20 protein-coding genes and 1 tRNA gene are annotated in these 17,619 nt (G+C 64.6%); 8 read left to right on the top strand and 13 right to left on the bottom strand.

Going from position 1 to position 17,619, the window contains the following annotated elements; genetic code table 11:
* Positions 1-8 precede the first annotated feature (8 nt).
* The 5 genes from secG to rpsO all read right to left on the bottom strand — a co-directional run bounded on the left by secG (position 9) and on the right by rpsO (position 4,948).
* The gene (secG, locus tag K2L43_RS04920) at positions 9-389 is read right to left on the bottom strand and encodes a preprotein translocase subunit SecG (RefSeq protein WP_015912609.1); all 381 of its coding nucleotides are present in this window, start codon (positions 387-389) and stop codon (positions 9-11) included.
* A gap of 38 nt (positions 390-427) precedes the next feature.
* The gene (tpiA, locus tag K2L43_RS04915) at positions 428-1,183 is read right to left on the bottom strand and encodes a triose-phosphate isomerase (protein ID WP_370633100.1); all 756 of its coding nucleotides are present in this window, start codon (positions 1,181-1,183) and stop codon (positions 428-430) included.
* On the bottom strand, positions 1,180-2,184 hold the full coding sequence (locus K2L43_RS04910) for an NAD(P)H-quinone oxidoreductase (RefSeq protein WP_255580533.1): 1,005 nt from the start codon (positions 2,182-2,184) through the stop codon (positions 1,180-1,182). The genes tpiA and K2L43_RS04910 overlap by 4 nt, the downstream gene beginning before the upstream one ends.
* A gap of 98 nt (positions 2,185-2,282) precedes the next feature.
* Positions 2,283-4,466: a polyribonucleotide nucleotidyltransferase gene (pnp, locus tag K2L43_RS04905; protein WP_220638614.1), complete on the bottom strand. Its 2,184-nt coding sequence runs from the start codon at positions 4,464-4,466 to the stop codon at positions 2,283-2,285.
* A 215-nt stretch (positions 4,467-4,681) separates the two neighbouring features.
* Positions 4,682-4,948 carry a 30S ribosomal protein S15 gene (gene rpsO / locus K2L43_RS04900; protein ID WP_011804393.1) on the bottom strand — a complete coding sequence of 89 codons (267 nt, stop codon included), beginning with the start codon at positions 4,946-4,948 and terminating at the stop codon, positions 4,682-4,684.
* A gap of 249 nt (positions 4,949-5,197) precedes the next feature.
* On the opposite strand from rpsO, the gene K2L43_RS04895 reads away from it, so the two are divergent.
* The 3 genes from K2L43_RS04895 (at position 5,198) to greB (ending at position 6,332) form a co-directional block, all read left to right on the top strand.
* Positions 5,198-5,470 carry a hypothetical protein gene (locus tag K2L43_RS04895; RefSeq protein WP_015912605.1) on the top strand — a complete coding sequence of 91 codons (273 nt, stop codon included), beginning with the start codon at positions 5,198-5,200 and terminating at the stop codon, positions 5,468-5,470.
* Between the two features lie 146 nt (positions 5,471-5,616).
* Positions 5,617-5,693, top strand: a tRNA-Arg gene (locus K2L43_RS04890).
* A gap of 78 nt (positions 5,694-5,771) precedes the next feature.
* Entirely contained in the window at positions 5,772-6,332 is a 561-nt protein-coding gene (gene greB / locus K2L43_RS04885) for a transcription elongation factor GreB (protein ID WP_088887491.1), read from the top strand.
* 13 nt (positions 6,333-6,345) lie between these two features.
* Here the strand turns inward: greB and K2L43_RS04880 are convergent, their stop codons facing one another.
* The 4 genes from K2L43_RS04880 to K2L43_RS04865 form a co-directional block, all read right to left on the bottom strand.
* Positions 6,346-8,610, bottom strand: a complete 2,265-nt coding sequence (locus K2L43_RS04880; protein ID WP_220638613.1) for a bifunctional (p)ppGpp synthetase/guanosine-3',5'-bis(diphosphate) 3'-pyrophosphohydrolase — start codon at positions 8,608-8,610, stop codon at positions 6,346-6,348.
* A 101-nt stretch (positions 8,611-8,711) separates the two neighbouring features.
* Complete coding sequence (gene rpoZ / locus K2L43_RS04875; protein WP_011804389.1) at positions 8,712-8,915, bottom strand: DNA-directed RNA polymerase subunit omega; 204 nt, start codon at positions 8,913-8,915, stop codon at positions 8,712-8,714.
* A gap of 15 nt (positions 8,916-8,930) precedes the next feature.
* A complete protein-coding gene (gene gmk / locus K2L43_RS04870) occupies positions 8,931-9,551 on the bottom strand; it encodes a guanylate kinase (protein ID WP_011804388.1) in 621 nt (206 codons plus the stop codon).
* A gap of 36 nt (positions 9,552-9,587) precedes the next feature.
* Positions 9,588-10,481 (bottom strand): YicC/YloC family endoribonuclease, encoded by an 894-nt coding sequence (locus tag K2L43_RS04865; protein ID WP_041835906.1) that lies wholly within the window; start codon positions 10,479-10,481, stop codon positions 9,588-9,590.
* Positions 10,482-10,577: 96 nt separating this feature from the next.
* Here K2L43_RS04865 and K2L43_RS04860 point away from each other — a divergent pair, with 96 nt between their 5' ends.
* The 5 genes from K2L43_RS04860 to hemW all read left to right on the top strand — a co-directional run bounded on the left by K2L43_RS04860 (position 10,578) and on the right by hemW (position 15,304).
* A complete protein-coding gene (locus K2L43_RS04860; protein WP_015912601.1) occupies positions 10,578-11,594 on the top strand; it encodes a serine/threonine-protein kinase in 1,017 nt (338 codons plus the stop codon).
* Entirely contained in the window at positions 11,591-12,493 is a 903-nt protein-coding gene (locus K2L43_RS04855; protein WP_011804365.1) for a PP2C family serine/threonine-protein phosphatase, read from the top strand. The genes K2L43_RS04860 and K2L43_RS04855 overlap by 4 nt, the downstream gene beginning before the upstream one ends.
* Before the next feature lie 76 nt (positions 12,494-12,569).
* Positions 12,570-13,304 carry a ribonuclease PH gene (gene rph / locus K2L43_RS04850; RefSeq protein WP_123675098.1) on the top strand — a complete coding sequence of 245 codons (735 nt, stop codon included), beginning with the start codon at positions 12,570-12,572 and terminating at the stop codon, positions 13,302-13,304.
* A gap of 45 nt (positions 13,305-13,349) precedes the next feature.
* A complete protein-coding gene (gene rdgB, locus K2L43_RS04845; RefSeq protein ID WP_220638612.1) occupies positions 13,350-13,967 on the top strand; it encodes an RdgB/HAM1 family non-canonical purine NTP pyrophosphatase in 618 nt (205 codons plus the stop codon).
* 92 nt (positions 13,968-14,059) lie between these two features.
* On the top strand, positions 14,060-15,304 hold the full coding sequence (hemW, locus tag K2L43_RS04840; RefSeq protein ID WP_220638611.1) for a radical SAM family heme chaperone HemW: 1,245 nt from the start codon (positions 14,060-14,062) through the stop codon (positions 15,302-15,304).
* A gap of 80 nt (positions 15,305-15,384) precedes the next feature.
* Here the strand turns inward: hemW and K2L43_RS04835 are convergent, their stop codons facing one another.
* The 4 genes from K2L43_RS04835 to K2L43_RS04820 all read right to left on the bottom strand — a co-directional run bounded on the left by K2L43_RS04835 (position 15,385) and on the right by K2L43_RS04820 (position 17,500).
* Positions 15,385-15,717: an I78 family peptidase inhibitor gene (locus K2L43_RS04835; protein WP_011804361.1), complete on the bottom strand. Its 333-nt coding sequence runs from the start codon at positions 15,715-15,717 to the stop codon at positions 15,385-15,387.
* A gap of 94 nt (positions 15,718-15,811) precedes the next feature.
* Positions 15,812-16,279, bottom strand: coding sequence for a DUF421 domain-containing protein (locus K2L43_RS04830; protein ID WP_011804360.1), 468 nt, complete (start codon positions 16,277-16,279; stop codon positions 15,812-15,814).
* An 18-nt stretch (positions 16,280-16,297) separates the two neighbouring features.
* The gene (locus tag K2L43_RS04825) at positions 16,298-16,882 is read right to left on the bottom strand and encodes an isochorismatase family cysteine hydrolase (RefSeq protein ID WP_011804359.1); all 585 of its coding nucleotides are present in this window, start codon (positions 16,880-16,882) and stop codon (positions 16,298-16,300) included.
* Positions 16,883-16,891: 9 nt separating this feature from the next.
* The gene (locus K2L43_RS04820; RefSeq protein WP_135148457.1) at positions 16,892-17,500 is read right to left on the bottom strand and encodes a hypothetical protein; all 609 of its coding nucleotides are present in this window, start codon (positions 17,498-17,500) and stop codon (positions 16,892-16,894) included.
* Positions 17,501-17,619: the final 119 nt, after the last annotated feature.

Genomic DNA, 17,619 nt, shown 5'->3' with positions numbered 1-17,619 from the left:
TCAAACGTTCACTTGGTCGGGATCTGAGCGGCGCCGGAGGCAGGCTCCACCGCCGGCGCTGGAGCTGCCGCAGAGGCATCGACCGCAGGCGCCGTCGAGGCGGGGACAGCTGCTGCGGGCGTCTCCAGAACACTACCAGTGCTCACCGGACGCTGGTTGCCAAAGTATGCCAATGCCAGGGTTGCCACGAAGAACACCGTCGCCAGGACCGCCGTGGTGCGCGAAAGGAAGTTGGCGCTGCCGCTGGCCCCAAACAAGCTGCCGGAACTGCCACTACCGAAGGCTGCCCCCATGTCCGCACCCTTACCGTGCTGGATCAGGATCAACCCAATCATCCCGAGGGCGGTCAGCATCTGCACCGCCAGAATCACGTTCACAACCAGTCCCATAATCCCATCACTCCTAATTTAATAGCTACCAGCGCTTGTCAGCTATGCGCTGCAGCGATAATTTTCAAGAAATCCGCGGCCTTGAGCGACGCACCGCCCACCAGGCCCCCATCGATATCCGGCTGCGCCAGCAGTTCGGCTGCGTTGGCAGCATTCAAGCTGCCGCCATACAGGATGAGCACGCGATCCGCGCTCTCGGTCGCGGCGGCGAGCTGAGCGCGCAGCACCGCATGCACCTGCTGCGCCTGCTCTGGTGTTGCCGTGCGGCCGGTGCCGATGGCCCAGACAGGCTCGTAGGCCACCACGATCTCGCTCACGCAGTGCCCCACGGCATGGATCACAGCCGCCAGTTGGCGCTTGACGACGGTCTCGGTCTGGCCCGCCTCGCGCTCCGCCAGGGTTTCCCCCACGCATACGATCGGCGTGACGCCGCCCGAGAGCGCCCGCTGGGCCTTGGCCGCGACCACGGCATCGGTTTCGCCATGGTATTGGCGACGCTCGGAGTGCCCCACAAGCGCGTAGCGTGCATCAAAGTCGCGCAACATTCCCACGGAGACCTCGCCGGTGAACGCGCCCCTTTCATGCTGCGACACATCCTGGGCGGCCAGAGCGATTTCGCTGCCCGCGACCAAGGCCTGCACCTGCGCCAGGTAGGGCGCCGGCACGGCCACCGCCACGCCGCAACCGGGCGCGGCGCCCAAGCCATCACGCAACGCCTGCAGCAGCGCCGCATTCGCCTGCAGGCTGCCGTTCATCTTCCAGTTGCCGGCAATGAGTTTCTTTTTCTGTGTCATGTCGTCCATGTCAAAACAATCTTGCCCACGTGCTGGTTGGACTCCATCAATGCATGCGCCTGCGCGGCCTGCGCGGCCGGGAAGGTGCTGTGGATGACCGGCTTCACCGCACCCGACGCCAGCAGCGGCCAGACATGCTCACGCAATGCCTGCGCAATGGCGCCCTTGAACGCCACGGGACGCGGCCTCAGCGTGGAGCCCGTGATGGTCAGCCGCCTGCGCAGCACCAGCCCTGCATTGAACTGCGCATCCAGCCCGCCCTGCACCGCGATGATGACCACGCGGCCGTCCTCGGCCAGGCACTCGACCTCGCGCGCCACGTAGGAGCCGGCCACCATGTCCAGCACTACGTCCACGCCGCGCCCATCGGTAAGGCGCCGCGCCTCGGCCACGAAGTCCTGTGTCTTGTAGTTGATCGCGTGGTGCGCACCCAGCGCCAGGCAGGCTGCGCACTTTTCGTCCGAACCCGCCGTGACGATGACCGTGGCGCCGCGTGCACGCGCCAACTGAATAGCCGTAACGCCAATGCCGCTACTGCCGCCCTGCACCAGCAGGACCTCTCCCGCCTGCAGGCGGGCACGGTCGAACACATTGCTCCAGACGGTAAAGAAGGTTTCCGGCAGCGAGGCCGCCTCCACGTCGCTCAAGCCCTGCGGCACCGGCAGGCATTGCGCAACAGGCGCGACGCACCACTGCGCGTAACCGCCGCCCGCAACCAAAGCGCACACCCGGTCGCCCACGCGAAGGCCCGCCTGCGCCATGGCGGCGGCATCGCCGGACTCGACAACGCCCGCCACTTCCAGCCCGGGCAGATCGGAGACGCCCGCGGGCGGCGCGTAGTTGCCCTTGCGCTGCAGCACGTCGGGGCGGTTCACCCCGCTGGCCGCCACGCGGATCAACAACTCGCCGTCTCCCGGCTGCGGCACCGGGCGCTCGGCGAGACGCAGCCCCTCAGGCGGGCCAAACGCCGCAATCTCTACGGCCTGCATCACGTCATTCATGGCAGTTTTGAATCATTTGAGCCGCTAGCGCCCGTCCATCGGGCGTTAGCAGCTCTCATTTCAATAGCAAACAGGTATTCCCAAGGAACACCCCCGGCTTACTGCTGCTGTTGCTCGGAAGCACCGCCATCACGGCGCTCACGACGCTCGCCCCGCTCCGCAGGGGCGGGACGGCCGCTGTCGCCGGCGGGGCGGTCAGCCAGCGCCTTCATGGACAGCTTGACGCGGCCCTTGTCGTCGGTCTCCAGCACCTTGACCTTCACGATCTGACCTTCCTGCAGGTAGTCGCCCACCTTTTCCACACGCTCGTGGGCGATCTGGCTGATGTGCAGCAGGCCGTCCTTGCCGGGCAGCAGGTTGATCAACGCGCCGAAGTCCAGGATCTTGGTGACAGGGCCTTCGTAGATCTTGCCCACTTCAACCTCAGCCGTGATCTCTTCGATGCGGCGCTTGGCTTCATCAGCCTTGGCAGCCTCGGTGGCTGCGATGGTGATGGTGCCGTCTTCCTCGATGTTGATCTGGCAGCCGGTCTCGTCCGTCAGGGCACGGATCGTGGCGCCGCCCTTGCCGATCACGTCGCGGATCTTCTCGGGGTTGATCTTCATCGTGTAGAGCTTGGGCGCGAAGGACGAAATCTCGGTCTTGGCTTCACCCATGGCTTCCTGCATCTTGCCCAGGATGTGCATACGTGCTTCCTTGGCCTGCGCCAGGGCGACCTGCATGATTTCCTTGGTGATGCCCTGGATCTTGATGTCCATCTGCAGGGCGGTGATGCCGTTGGTCGTACCGGCCACCTTGAAGTCCATGTCGCCCAGGTGGTCCTCATCGCCCAGGATGTCGGTCAGCACGGCGAAGCGGTTGTCTTCCTTGATCAGGCCCATGGCGATGCCGGCCACGTGCGCCTTCATGGGCACGCCGGCATCCATCAGCGACAGGCAGCCGCCGCAGACCGATGCCATGGACGAGGAGCCGTTGGATTCGGTGATCTCCGACACCACGCGGATGGTGTAGGGGAACTCGTCCTTGCTCGGCAGGCAGGCCACCAGGGCGCGCTTGGCCAGGCGGCCGTGGCCGATTTCGCGGCGCTTGGTCGAGCCCATGCGGCCCACTTCACCCGTGGCGAAGGGAGGCATGTTGTAGTGGAAGATGAAACGGTCTTCGAACTCGCCGGCCAGTGCGTCGATGCGCTGCGCATCGCGCTCGGTGCCCAGCGTGGACACCACCAGCGCCTGGGTCTCGCCACGCGTGAACAGGGCGGAGCCGTGGGTGCGCGGCAGCACGGAGTTGCGGATCTCGATGGGGCGCACGGTGCGCGTGTCGCGGCCGTCGATGCGGGGCTCGCCGGCCAGGATCTGGCTGCGCACGATCTTGGCTTCGATGTCGAACAGCAGGGCCTCGACCTTCACGGCGTCGAACTCCACGCCCTCGCCCTTCAGCGATTCCAGCACCGAGGCCGATGCCTCGCGCAAGGCCTGGGTGCGGGCCTGCTTGCTGCGGATCTGGTAAGCCGCGCGCAGCTTGTCCTCTGCCAGGGCCGCGACCTTGGCGATGAAAGTCTCATCCTTGGCAGGCGGCTGCCAGTCCCACACGGGCTTGCCAGCGTCGCGCACCAGCTCATGGATGGCGTTGATCGCCACCTTGCCCTGCTCGTGGCCGAACACCACGGCGCCCAGCATGATCTCTTCGGACAGCTGCTGCGCTTCGGACTCCACCATCAGCACAGCGGCCTCGGTGCCCGCCACCACCAGGTCCAGCTGCGAGCTCTTGCGCGCGGTCTGCCCGGGGTTCAGCACGTATTCGCCATTGACGTAGCCCACGCGTGCGGCGCCGATGGGGCCATTGAACGGAATACCGGAAACGGACAGCGCTGCGCTCACGGCGATCATGGCGGCGATGTCAGCGTCCACTTCGGGGTTGAGCGAGATGGTGTGGATGACCACATGCACCTCGTTGTAAAAGCCCTCGGGGAACAGCGGGCGGATCGGGCGATCGATCAGGCGGCTGGTCAGCGTCTCCAACTCGCTGGGCTTGGCCTCGCGCTTGAAGAAGCTGCCGGGGATCTTGCCGGCGGCGTAGGTCTTCTCGATGTAGTCCACCGTCAGCGGGAAGAAGTCCTGGCCAGGCTTGGCCTGCTTGGACCCCACCACGGTAGCGAGCACTACGGTGTCGTCAATGTTCACCAGCACGGCGCCTGAGGCCTGCCGTGCGATCTCACCCGTTTCCATGACAACGGTCTTGTCACCCCACTGGAACGACTTGGTGACCTTGTTAAAAATGCTCATAATGACTCCTTACTCTCAAAATAATAGCTGGCAACGCTGTACCAGCAAGGCTTGGAGCGCAATTCAGAACACGATGCCATTCCAGCGGCCCTGCCCTGCCCATCGGAAGGCAAGGCCCCTGGAATGACACAGCTTCGCTCTGCAGTTGCGTCTCCGAAGTAAAAAACGCCTGAGCTAGACAGAGCTAACCCAGGCGTCTCGGCATGCCGGCGCGCTTACTTGCGCAGGCCCAGCTTGGCGATCAGTGCCGTATAACGGTCGGCGTCCTTGGCCTTGAGGTAGTCCAGCAGCTTGCGACGACGGCTCACCATGCGCAGCAGACCACGGCGGCCATGATGGTCCTTGGCATGCTGCTTGAAGTGAGGAGTCAACTCGTTGATGCGGGCGGTGAGGAGTGCCACCTGGACTTCCGGGCTGCCCGTATCGTTGGCGGAACGGGCATTGGCCTTGACGACTTCGGCCTTGACGGATGATGCGATCATGTTTTTTCCTTGATAGAAGAGCCCAAGCAGGCAGTCGCATTGCTGCACCAACTGCCTATGGCTCTGGTTGTACTTGCGCCGCGACTGGAAGGGTCGACAGCGTGCGTCTTGCACCATGCAAAACCTTGAGATTATACCGCTGCGCTTTTCCCCACTTCTTCGCCGCCGCCCAACCCCTGTGCAGCAGGCTTTCGGGCATGATGCAAACCGTACTGCAAAACGTTGCAACGCCCTTTCTGAAAGACCACTATGCGCTTCATGGATACGTTTGTCCGCCGGTCTCTTTCCCTGCCAGTGGGTGTCGGCGTGGCCGCGCTCTTGTTGTCCTTTGCGTCACTTCACAGCCATGCCGCAGCCACACCCGAGAAGGCAGCCAGCGCTTCGAAGAGGTCCAAAGCCATCCGGATCAAGCACACGCAGAACCATTCCGGCGAAAGCCAGGCAGAACGCGACCGGCGCCTCTACCGGGAGTGCAAGGGCATGCCCAACGCAGGCGCCTGCCTGGGCTACACACGCAAGTGAGCAACATCGAGCGATTTCGCAAAACCGGGCGAAAACTCCGCTACAATCACGCCATCGTCACAATGCGCTGATCAACTGAGTTAGTTAATTAGCCAGTGACGATTTTTGATATAGCTTGAAAATTTCGTGCTATAATTCAAAGCTTAGCGGCTGTAGCTCAGCTGGATAGAGTACTTGGCTACGAACCAAGGGGTCGTGGGTTCGATTCCTGCCAGCCGCACCAAACGGTAAGCCCTGGAACTGCAAGGTTCCAGGGCTTTTTCGTTTTTGGCATTTGCTCCCTTTCAGGCACGATAAGCATATGAGCAAGGCATTCACCAAGGAAACCGATACCGACGACGAACCGTCCCTCCCCCCGCAGGCGCCGGTGGGGCCCGGCAAGAACTACATCACACCCCAGGGATATGCGCGCCTTCGCCGCGAGTTGCTGGACCTTATCGATGACGAGCGCCCCAAGGTGGTGGAAATTGTCCATTGGGCTGCCAGCAACGGAGACCGTTCGGAGAACGGCGACTACCTGTACGGCAAAAAAAGGCTGCGCGAGATCGACAGGCGCATCCGTTTCCTGACGAAACGGCTGGAAATCGCGGATGTCGTGGACCCATCGGTACACGCGGGCAGTGACCAAGTCTTCTTCGGCGCCACGGTCACCTACGCCGAGGAGGACGGCGTGGAGCGCACGGTGACGATTCTGGGCATTGACGAAGCCGACAACAGCCTGCAGCAGATCAGCTGGATTTCTCCCGTGGCACGCGCGCTGCTCAAAGCCCGGGAGGGAGACGAAGTGACCCTGCAGACTCCCGCCGGCTTACGTACCCTGGAAATCCTGCGCGTCGAATACCCCGTCGCGGCGCCTCGGTGACGAACCCAGGCCCTCAAGCGGGCTGGGGAAGCACGCGGAACGCTCGCAATACGGAATGCGTGCGGCGCAGATTGCGCAACACGGCCTCTACATGGTGTTGATCACGCACCGCTGCCACAAAACGCAGATCAGTGGTGTCCATCGCATCGTCCATGTCCACACGGACGATATCTGCCTCTGAGTTGGCAAATTCGGATGCGATGCGAGCCAGTACCCCCTTGCCATTGGTCACGGTCACGGTGATACCGGTCTCGAATTGGCGGGTAGGCTCATCGGACCAGTCGACGGCAATGAAGCGCTCGCCATCTTTGTGCTGCAGTTTCTTGGCTACCCCGCATTGCGCGTGATGGACCACCAGGCCCTCGCCGCGGCCCAGGTATCCCACGATGGGGTCACCCGGCACCGGGCGGCAACACGCTGCATATTGAACAGATGCATTCTCGCTGCCGTCGAGGGTGATACTCCCTTGCGAGACTGTTTCATGGGAGCTGTAGCGCTCGCGGGTCAGCAGCAATGCATCAGGCCGCTGGCCATCTTCCGATAGCAACACGACCAGGCGCTTGGCCACGATGCCGGCAATGCGCTTGCCCAGTCCCACATCGGTCATGAGTTCCGCGCGGCTGCGATTGCCCGTAAAGCGCAGCAGTTTTTCCCAAATGGGCGCTTGGGTCTGCACGTCAGGCAGTTGTTCGATGCCCTCGGCGCGCAGCGCCTGGGTCAGCAGTTTCTCGCCCAGGCCCGCCGACTCGTTCTGCGCCAGCGTCTTGAGATAGTGGCGAATCTTGGAACGCGCGCGCCCTGTGCGCACGAACCCCAGCCAAGCCGGGTTGGGCCGGGCGCCCTGGGTGGTAACGATTTCCACCACATCCCCGTTCTTGAGTTCGGTGCGCAGGGGCACCTGTTCGTTGTTGATGCGCGCCGCCGTGGTGCGGTCGCCCACGTCGCTGTGGATCGCATAGGCAAAGTCCACCGCAGTGGCTCCGCGGGGCAAGGCCATGATCTGGCTCTTGGGCGTGAAGACATAGACGGCATCTGGGAACAGGTCCACCTTGACGTGGTCCCAGAATTCGGCCGCGTCGCGCGTTTCATTCTGGATGTCGAGCAAGGACTGCAGCCATTTGGTGCCCAGGCGTTCTGCCACCGCGCCATCCGCATCTTTCGCCTTGTAGAGCCAGTGCGCCGCCACACCCGCTTCCGCCACGATGTGCATTTCCTCGGTGCGAACCTGAAACTCGATATTCAGGCCAGCAGGTCCCACCAGCGTCGTATGCAGCGACTGATAGCCATTGAGCTTGCCAATGGCGATATGGTCCTTGAACTTGCCGGGCACCGGTTTGTACATCTGGTGCAACACACCCAAGGCGGTATAGCAGTCCGTCACCGAATGCACGATGACACGGAAGCCATAGAGATCCGTCACCTGCGCAAAGCTCAGGTGCTTGGTGATCATCTTCTGGTAGATCGCAAAGAGTGTCTTCTCACGCCCCGCCAGCCGCACGTGCATGCCCAACCGCGCAAATGCGGCATCCACTTCCGTCTGCACCTTCTGCACGATGTCGCGGCGTCGGTTGCGCGACTTCGTGACCGCTTTGGACAGCGTGGCATAGCGCCATGGATGCAGGTGGCGAAAGGCGAGGTCCTGCAGTTCGCGGTAGGTCTGGTTCAGCCCCAACCGATGCGCGATGGGCGCATAGATCTCCAGCGTCTCCGACGAAATGCGGCCCCACTTGCTGCGCGGCATGTCGGAGAGCGTGCGCATATTGTGCGTGCGGTCCGCCAGCTTGATGAGGATGACGCGCACGTCGCGCGCCATGGCCAGCAGCATCTTGCGAAACGACTCGGCCTGGTTCTCCTCACGGGTATTGAACTGCAGCTTATCGAGTTTGGTGAGACCATCCACCAGTTCCGCAACAGGCGCACCAAACCGGTCGATGAGATCGGACTTGGTGATGCCGCAATCTTCCATGGCGTCGTGCAGCAAGGCTGCCATGAGGGCCTGGACATCCAACTTCCAGCTCGCGCACAGCGCCGCCACGGCAATCGGGTGCGTGATGTAGGGCTCGCCACTGCTGCGCAACTGCCCCAAGTGCGCTTCATCGGCGTAACGGTACGCCTGGCGCACCTGCTCGATGCTGGCTTCGTCAAGGTAGTCGAGTTTTTCCAGCAGCGCAGCAAAGCTCGCCGCCGCGGCGTTGGCGGCCGCAGCAGAAGAACTGTCAACCGCCACAGGGACGACCTGCGGATTGTCAACAGCTGCCTTGTTCAACACGACGTTCATGGCTTAAATGTAGCGCGCCCCGCCCGAGCGGCAAGCGCAGGCAAAAAAAAGCACCGCCACGCGGTGCTCTTTTACCGGGATCACCGGAGGCTGACGATCGCTCAGCCCGGAACCTTCTTGAGCATTTCCAGGCCGACCTTGCCAGCGGCGATTTCGCGCAGTGCCGTCACAGCTGGCTTGTTGCGGCTCTCGATCTTGGGGGCGTGGCCCTGGCTGAGCATGCGGGCACGGTAGGTGGCGGCGAGCACCAGTTGAAAACGGTTGGGAATCTGCTCGAGGCAGTCTTCCACGGTAATGCGGGCCATGGTGTTCTCCAGGGATCAGGGAATATTGAGCGACTCGAAGGTTTCGGCCCGGGCGCGGCGCTGGGCGGCGTACTTGAGACGCTGGGCATGAACGATGGTTTTCAGGTCGAAAAGCGCTCGCTCAAAAACCTCATTGATTATAACGAAGTCGAATTTGCTGGCCTGCGCCATTTCCTCTGCCGCGTTCTCCAGGCGCAGGTCGATCACGTCGGGCGCATCTTCGCCCCGGCGTTCCAGCCGGGCGCGCAACTCGTCCCAGCTGGGCGGCAGCACAAAGACCAGCACGGCGTTCGCGAAGGCCTGCTTGATCTGCAGCGCGCCCTGAAAGTCGATTTCCAAGACCACGTCCGCCCCCTGGGCCACGCGCTCCTCGATCACCTTGCGGGAGGTTCCGTAACGGCGTCCATGGACGTTCGCCCACTCGACGAAGCCGTTAGCCGCCACCATCGCGTCGAACTCCTGCTCGGAAGCGAAGAAGTACTCGCGGCCGTGCTTTTCCTGCCCGCGTGGCGCGCGGGTCGTGTGCGACACGGAGGGCTGCACATGCGAGTCCAGCTCCAGCAGGGCCTTGACCAAGCTGGATTTACCCGCCCCGCTGGGGGCAGAGACTACAAACAAATTTCCGGGATAGTCCATATGGAGTGTGCGTGAGCCGCTATCAAAACAGGATTATCACTCGATGTTCTGCACTTGCTCGCGCATCTGCTCGATCAGTACCTTCATGTCCACGCTGATGCGCGTGAGGTCCATGGCGGCCGACTTGGAGCCCAGCGTGTTGGCTTCACGGTGCAGTTCCTGGATCAGAAAGTCCAGCCGCTTGCCGACCTCGCCGCCTTTTTTGAGCAGGCGGGCAATCTCGTCCAGGTGCGACTGCAGCCGCGTGACTTCCTCCGCGACGTCGATGCGGATGGCAAAGGCCGTGGCCTCGGTCAGGGCGCGGTCCTGGGCCGCTTCGGGCACCACCGCGCCTTCGGCCAGCGACATGGCCTCCTTCCAGCGCTCCATGAAGCGCTGGCGCTGCTGCTCCACGAGCTGCGGAACCAGCGGCACCGCCTGGCGGGCCAGCTCGCGCAACTGCGCGATGCGCTCCTGCAGCATGGCGGCCAGGCGTTCGCCCTCGCGTTGGCGCGCGGCCACCAGGTCGTCCAGCGCCTGCTCGGCCGCGCGCGCTGCCGTTTCGCTCCAGTCCAGCGCAGGAGCACCGGCATTGGCGCACAAGCGCAGCGCGTCGGCCACCGACAGCGGCCTGGCGTCGGGCAGCCACGAACGCACTGCATCCTGCACCGCGCCTACCCGTTGCAAGATGCGCGGGGATGGCTCGGCGAGCGCGGCGGAGTCGTCATTGTCCACGAAAGCGCGCACCTCGACCTTGCCGCGCTTGAGGCGCTGCGTGAGCAGGGCGCGCAGCGCCGGCTCCTGGGCGCGCAGTTCATCGGACAGGCGGAAAGACAGGTCCAGAAAGCGGCTGTTGACCGCACGTATTTCCAGGCCCAGGCGCCGTACGGGCCCGTCCTTGTCGTCCCCTGCAGTAGCCACGCCGCGCTGCACGCTGGCGTATCCGGTCATGCTGTAAACTGCCATTGGACTTTTCGGTGGTTGGTTGCTTGCGATCCAGCGATTATCCGGGTTCCCCACCCGCGCCCACGACTGCCTTCGCTTCCTATGTCAAAAATCAAGCCGGCCCCCCTGCCCCCCGACACCGCCATTGGCGGCTACCGCGTGGTGCGACGGCTGTCCTCCGGTGGTTTTGGCGTGGTGTACCTCGCCATTGACGCCGAAGGCCAGCAAGTGGCCATCAAGGAATACCTCCCCGCTTCTCTGGCCACGCGTGCACCGGGCGAACTGCTGCCCAAGGTGCCGCCCGAGAAGCTCTCGCTCTACCGCCTGGGCCTCAAGAGCTTCTTCGAGGAAGGCCGTGCGCTCGCGCAGATCTCGCACGCCTCCGTGGTGAGCGTGCTCAACTTCTTCCGCGAGAACGAGACCGTCTACATGGTGATGAACTACCTGGAGGGCGCGACCCTGCAGGACTTCATCATCACCGCACGCGACCTCAAGACACAGAAGGTGTTCCGCGAGTCCACCATCCGCTCGCTGTTCGATGAGGTGCTGCGCGGCCTGCGCATCGTGCACCAGCACAAGATGCTGCACCTGGACATCAAGCCCGCCAACATCTTCATCACCGACGACAACCGCGCGGTGATGATCGACTTCGGCGCCGCGCGCGAGGTACTCTCCAAAGAGGGCAACTTCATCCGCCCGATGTACACCCCCGGCTTTGCTGCGCCCGAGATGTACCGCCGCGACTCGCAGATGGGCCCCTGGACGGACATCTACGCCGTTGGCGCCTGCATCTATGCGTGCATGCAGGGATTTCCGCCCAACGAGGCGCCGCAGCGCCAGGAGAAGGACCGCCTGTCGCTGGCGCTGAACAAGCTGCGCGGCGTGTATTCGGACAACCTGATCGAGGTGGTCGAATGGTGCATGGCGCTCGATCCGCTGTCGCGCCCGCAATCGGTGTTCGCGCTGCAAAAGGAGCTCAGCCGCGAGGGCGAGCGCCGCTATACCAAGCTGTCGGTGGCCGAGAAGATGCGCATGCAGCTCGACACCCTGGTGTCGGACACCAAGAAAAACGTGCAAAAGGTGGGCGAAGCCACCGGTCTGGGAGCGCGGCCTAAATGAAGTTCTCTGTCTTTCAGATCAGCCGCCGCGGCGGGCGCGAGAAGAACGAAGACCGCATGGGGTACTGCTACACGCGCGAGTCGGTGCTGTTCGTGCTGGCTGACGGCATGGGCGGCCACCCGGAGGGCGAGGTCGCCGCGCAGATCGCCATCCAGACCGTCTCCGCGATGTTCCAGCGCCAAGCCAAGCCCACGCTGAAGGATGTGCAGGAATTCCTCTCCACCGCACTGCTGGGCGCGCACCATCAGATCCTGCGCTATGGCACCACCAAGGACATGCTCGACACGCCGCGCACCACGCTGGTGATCGCCGTGGTGCAAGACGGGCGCGCCAGCTGGATCCACTGCGGCGATTCGCGCCTGTACCTCGTGCGCGGGGGCGAGCTGCTCATGCGCACGCGTGACCACTCCTACCTGGAGTTGCGCAACGCCGCCATCGCCGGGCTGGAGCGCGTGAACCGCAACGTGCTGTTCACCTGCCTGGGCTCTCCCACCAAGCCGCTGTACGACGTGGCCGGCCCCGTGCTGCTGGAGCAGGGTGACCGCATCCTGCTGTGCTCCGACGGCCTGTGGGGCGCGCTGGACGACGAGACCATCGCACGCCAGCTGGGCCGCCAGACCGTCTCCAACGCCGTGCCCGACCTGGTCGAGGACGCCCTGCGCAAGGCCGGGGACGGCAGCGACAACGTGACCGTGGTGGCCATGGAGTGGGAAACCCCCGACACATTCGAGTCCACCCAGGGCATTTCCACCGACAGCATCAGTGACGACGTGTTCGCCTCCACCATTCAGGCTGGCCCGCTGGAGAGCTTTGCGGACGACCTGGACGACGAGACCATCGAACGCTCGATCGCCGAAATCAACGAAGCCATCCGGCGCTCTGCCGCGCGCAAGCTGTAGGCCGCGGCCCGGGCGCACCGCCTCCTCCGCTCTCCGCCAGGAGCGCGGGGAGCCCCTTCTTTGACCTGGACCTGCCATGACCACCACCCCCTTTGCTCGCAGCGGCGGCCGCGCCCTGGACCAGCTGCGCCCCATCCGCATCACGCGCCACTACACCATGCATGCCGAGGGCGCGGTACTCATCGAGTTCGGCAACACGCGCGTCCTGTGCACCGCGTCGGTCGAGGAGAAGGTGCCGCCGCACAAGCGCGGCAGCGGCGAAGGCTGGGTGACGGCCGAGTACGGCATGCTGCCCCGCTCCACCCACACCCGCAGCGACCGCGAGGCCGCGCGCGGCAAGCAAAGCGGACGCACGCAGGAGATCCAGCGCCTCATCGGCCGCAGCCTGCGGGCAGTCTTTGATCTCAAAGCCTTGGGTGAGCGCACGATCCAGATCGACTGCGACGTGATCCAGGCCGACGGCGGCACACGCACCGCCGCGATCACGGGCGCCTGGGTGGCGGCGCAGGACGCGGTCAACACCCTGCTGGCTGCGGGCAAGATCAGCGCATCGCCGCTCACCGGGGCGGTGGCCGCCGTGTCCGTGGGCATCGTGCAGGGCCAACCGCTGCTGGACTTGGAATATGTGGAGGACGTGGCCTGCGACACCGACATGAACGTGGTGATGACCGGCGCCGGCCACTATGTGGAGGTACAAGGCACGGCCGAGGGCGCGGCCTTCTCGCGCCAGGAAATGGACCAACTGCTGGCGCTGGCCGAGAAGGGCATCGCCGAGCTGGTCGCCCTGCAACGGCAGTCGCTACGCAATTGATAGCTGTTTGCGCTTGATTGATATGCGCTAAAGACCTTTTTGACCATGAAACTCGTACTCGCCTCCAACAACCGCGGCAAGCTCGCCGAACTGCAGGCCATGCTGGCCCCGCTGGGCGTGCAGCTCATTCCCCAGGCCGAACTGGGCGTGGGCGAGGCCGAGGAGCCGTTCCACACCTTCGTCGAGAACGCACTGGCCAAGGCCCGCTTTGCCAGCGCCCACACCGGCCTGCCCGCGCTGGCGGACGACGCCGGACTGTGCGTGCAGGCCTTTGGCGGGCAGCCCGGCGTGCAGACGGCCTACTACGCCACGCAGTTCGGCTACGACAAGGGCGACGCCAACAACGTGCGCGCGCTGCTGGAGCAGATGCAGGGCATCGACGACCGCCGCGCCGCGATGGTCAGCACGCTGGTGGCCGTGCGCAGCCCGCAGGACCCCGAGCCACTGATCGCCGTGGGCCGCGTGGCCGGCGAGATTGCACGCGCGCCGCGCGGCACGGGCGGCTTCGGCTTTGACCCGGTGATGGTGCTGCCCGCCTTCGGCAAGACCTTTGCCGAGTTGCCGCCCGATGTGAAGAACGCCCACAGCCACCGCGGCCGCTCGTCGCGCCAGATGCTGGAGCTGATGCGCGAGCACTGGTTTGCCGGAACATCAGAAAGGTGAGCGGTTAGCGCTTGCCAGATAAGGGTTTCAATGTCTTTTGATACTGAAACGGTTGTCAGGCAAGCGCCAGCAGCTATGGTTTTTAGACTCGTATGACCATCCTCATCCTCCCTGCCGCGCAGTCCGGCGCGCCGCTGCGCGACGTGCAGCACTACATGCGCCCCGGCCTGCTGCAGCTGTCCAGCCTGCCGCCGCTGTCGCTGTACGTGCACCTGCCGTGGTGCCTGCGCAAATGCCCGTACTGCGACTTCAACTCGCACGAGGCGCGCGGCGGCGTAGGCGGCGAAGGCGGCGTGCCCGAAGCGCGCTACATCGACGCCCTGCTGGCCGACCTGGAGGCCGCCCTGCCGCTGATCTGGGGCCGCACGGTGCACAGCATCTTCATCGGCGGCGGAACGCCCAGCCTGTTTGCGCCCGAGTCCATCGACCGGCTGCTGGGCGACATCCGCGCGCGCCTGCGGTTGGACGCGGGCTGCGAGATCACGCTGGAGGCCAACCCCGGCACGTTCGAGAAGGAGCGCTTTCGCGCCTACCGCGGCGCGGGGGTCACGCGGCTGTCCATCGGCGTGCAAAGCTTCAACGACCGGCACCTGCAGGCGCTGGGCCGCGTGCACAACCGCGCACAGGCGCTGGCCGCGGTGGAAGAAGCCGCACAGGCCTTCGACACCTTCAACCTCGACATCATGTACGCCCTGCCCGGCCAGACGCCGGCCGAGCTGGACGAGGACATGCGCACCGCGCTCGCGCTGCAGCCGCCGCACATCTCCATCTACCACCTGACCATCGAGCCCAACACCTACTTCGCCAAATACCCCCCACCGCTGCCCGAGGACGATGCAGCCTATGCCATGCTCGACCGCATCACCGAACTGACGGGCGCGGCAGGCCTTGCACGCTACGAGGTATCGGCCTATGCACGCGAGGGCCACCAATGCGTGCACAACCGCAACTATTGGCAGTTTGGCGACTATCTGGGCATTGGCGCGGGCGCGCACAGCAAGCTCAGCTTTGCGCACCGGGTGGTGCGCCAGGTGCGCCTGCGCGATCCGCAGCTCTACATGGCCGGAGCACTCGCAGGGCGCGCCATCGCGCAAGACGACGACGTGCGCCGCGCGGACCTGCCGTTCGAGTTCATGCTCAATGCGCTAAGGCTGCAGGAGGGTTTTGCGCTGCAGGACTTCACCGCCCGTACGGGCCTGGCGATCACGGCCATAGCCGCTGGCCTGCAGCAGGCCGAGGCGCAGGGCCTGATCACGCGCGACATGGAGCGCGTGCGTCCCACGCAGCGGGGCTTTGACTTTCTGAGCGACCTGCAGGCGCTCTTCCTGGCGGACTGAGCGGGCGCCGAAAGCACACCGACGAAGCGTGCCCGGTCACAGCCGCGCACACTTCATCAGCGCCACATTCCTGCGGCTGATCAGCCGCAGCGCACGGCAATGATCTTGCCGCTGGCGTCCACCTCCAGGTTGAGGCGTTGGCCATCGAACTCCTTGGTGATCATCTGGCCCGGGCGCAGCACGCGCGCCAAGCGCGCGCCGGAGCGCACGCGCGCGTCCTCCACCACCTTGGCCGTGGCATTTTTACCCACCGCCGCCTGCGCACCCTGGGCGTTGCATTCACCGCCCACCGGGGCCGTGCTGGCGCCAATGGGCGCGGGCGCCGGGCTGCTGCCCGGTCCGATCGACGAACAACCTGCCATCATCAGTCCTACCACGGCCACGGCGCCGCCTGTCTTTAAGAAATAACGCATGCCTGTTGCCTCCTGCTCCGAAAAATGCAGCACCATACCGCAGCCGCGGTGCACGGGCCGTCACCATCGGTAACCCGGCACGGCAGCGAGGGGGCTAGCCCTCGCGGTGCTTTTGCACGCTCAAGCTGCCATCGGCTTCCAGGAAGAGGTAGCGCATGTCCTTCCTGTCGCAGTCGGCCTCGCGCAACGCCCGCTCGACGTCGTTCTCCGATACGCGATGCCGCTTGCGCACCGTGTCAAAGACATGCCCATTGCGCCCCAGCAGGATCGCCTCGCCCTCCAGCAGTTTCTCGGCCATGCGAAAGCGGGCCGTGAGTACCCCCACCAGGATGTTCAATCCGATCAGCACCAGGCAGACGATGAGACCGCCCCACAGCGACTGGTCCTTGCCCGTCATGGACGGACCCGCGGCCTCGCTGACCAGCATCACCACCAGCAGGTCGAACGGCGTGAATTGCCCGACGGTGCGCTTGCCGCTGACGCGCATGAGCGCCAGCAGCAGGCCGTAGACCATGGCGGCGCGCAGCACCAGCTCCGCGGCGGGTAAGTCCAGGTTGAACATAGCGGTCGCTCCGGTCAGTCAGCGTGCAGCCGCCCGTACCGCAGGCCGTACGGCGCACTTGAACACCTCATGCAATTGCCGCAGGGCCCCCGTCTTGCGGTGTTCCGATTCCGCGGCGGTGCAATCCGACGGCACCCACACCTTGTAGCCCAGCATGCGCGCATCGGTGGCCGTCAGCATCACGCACATGTCGGCGGCCAGGCCCACGATGATCAGCTGCTCGGTCTGCATCTTGTCCAGCAAATGCTGCAAGGGAGTCGAATGGAACGCCGAATGCTGTGGCTTGAGGATCACCAGATCCTGCGGCGCGGGCGCAAGCTGGCAGGCCATCTCGCCGCGCGCCCCCGGCAGCGCGAGGCAGGCCGTAAGAATGTCACGGAAGTCGCTGTGCCACGTGCCGTAGTTGTCGTTGGCATAGATCGCCGTGACCCCGCGCCGCGCCAGGCGTGCCTTCAGCCGCGCAATGGCGTTCGCGGCGCGTACCGCTCCCGGCAGCAGGTCTGCCGCTGTAGGGAAATTCAGCGGATTGATCACATCCACCAACAGCAGCACGTGTTTGCTGCGCGGCAGCGGCGTGCGGCGCAATGCGGCAGGGCGCGCCACGCAGCCTCCTCAAAGCATCGCGTCGCGTTGCTGCTCCGCGCGCGACGCGCCAATGGCGGTCTCCACCTGTTTGACCTCTTCCGGCGGAGGCAGCACCGCCGGCATGCCCAGGCTTGCAATCCACAGCTCGCGGCACCAGCCCTTGGTGTGGTACAGGTGGTGATCCTCGTCTTTCTCCACGCGCTCGTGGGCATCTTTCAGGGCGCGACCGACATCCCCGGTCGCCACCTCTGCCACCTTGCCCAGCAGTTCCCAGTTGGCGTGGTCCTTGGTCTCGGCATGCACCACGCATTCACAGGCGACCAACTGGGCCTGCGCAGGATTGCCGGCCTGCCGGGCCAACTCGATCGCCTTGACCAGCGAATCGCCGATGTGCTTGACCACCAGGCGCGAAGGCACCACCTCTTCGGGGTCAATTCCCAGGTTTTCGCAGGTCGTGCGTACAACGTTCTGGTGCGACAGCGTCTCGTCGAGGTAGCCCTCCCATTCCTTCTTGAGGTCTTCATTGGTCGCGCAGTCGATCGCTGCGCGGTACACCTGCTCACCACCCAGCTCGGTTTCCATCATCTGCAACAGCAGATCCTTGAGCTGGGCTTCGTCATAACGTGGCTTGGGCATGGGTCTTCTCCAGGTTGTGGGGTTGGAATGCAAGAGAAGCCCATGGTGTGAGGCGGACCGGTCCCGCGCCGTAGGCAACGGCCTATTTGCGCGTAGTGCGATTTCCGAACAACGCAGCC

This window comes from Diaphorobacter sp. MNS-0 (genome assembly GCF_019602835.1).
In the GTDB taxonomy this organism is placed as follows: Bacteria; Pseudomonadota; Gammaproteobacteria; order Burkholderiales; family Burkholderiaceae_C; genus Diaphorobacter; species Diaphorobacter nitroreducens.
This window is presented reverse-complemented; position numbering and strand designations above follow the sequence as displayed.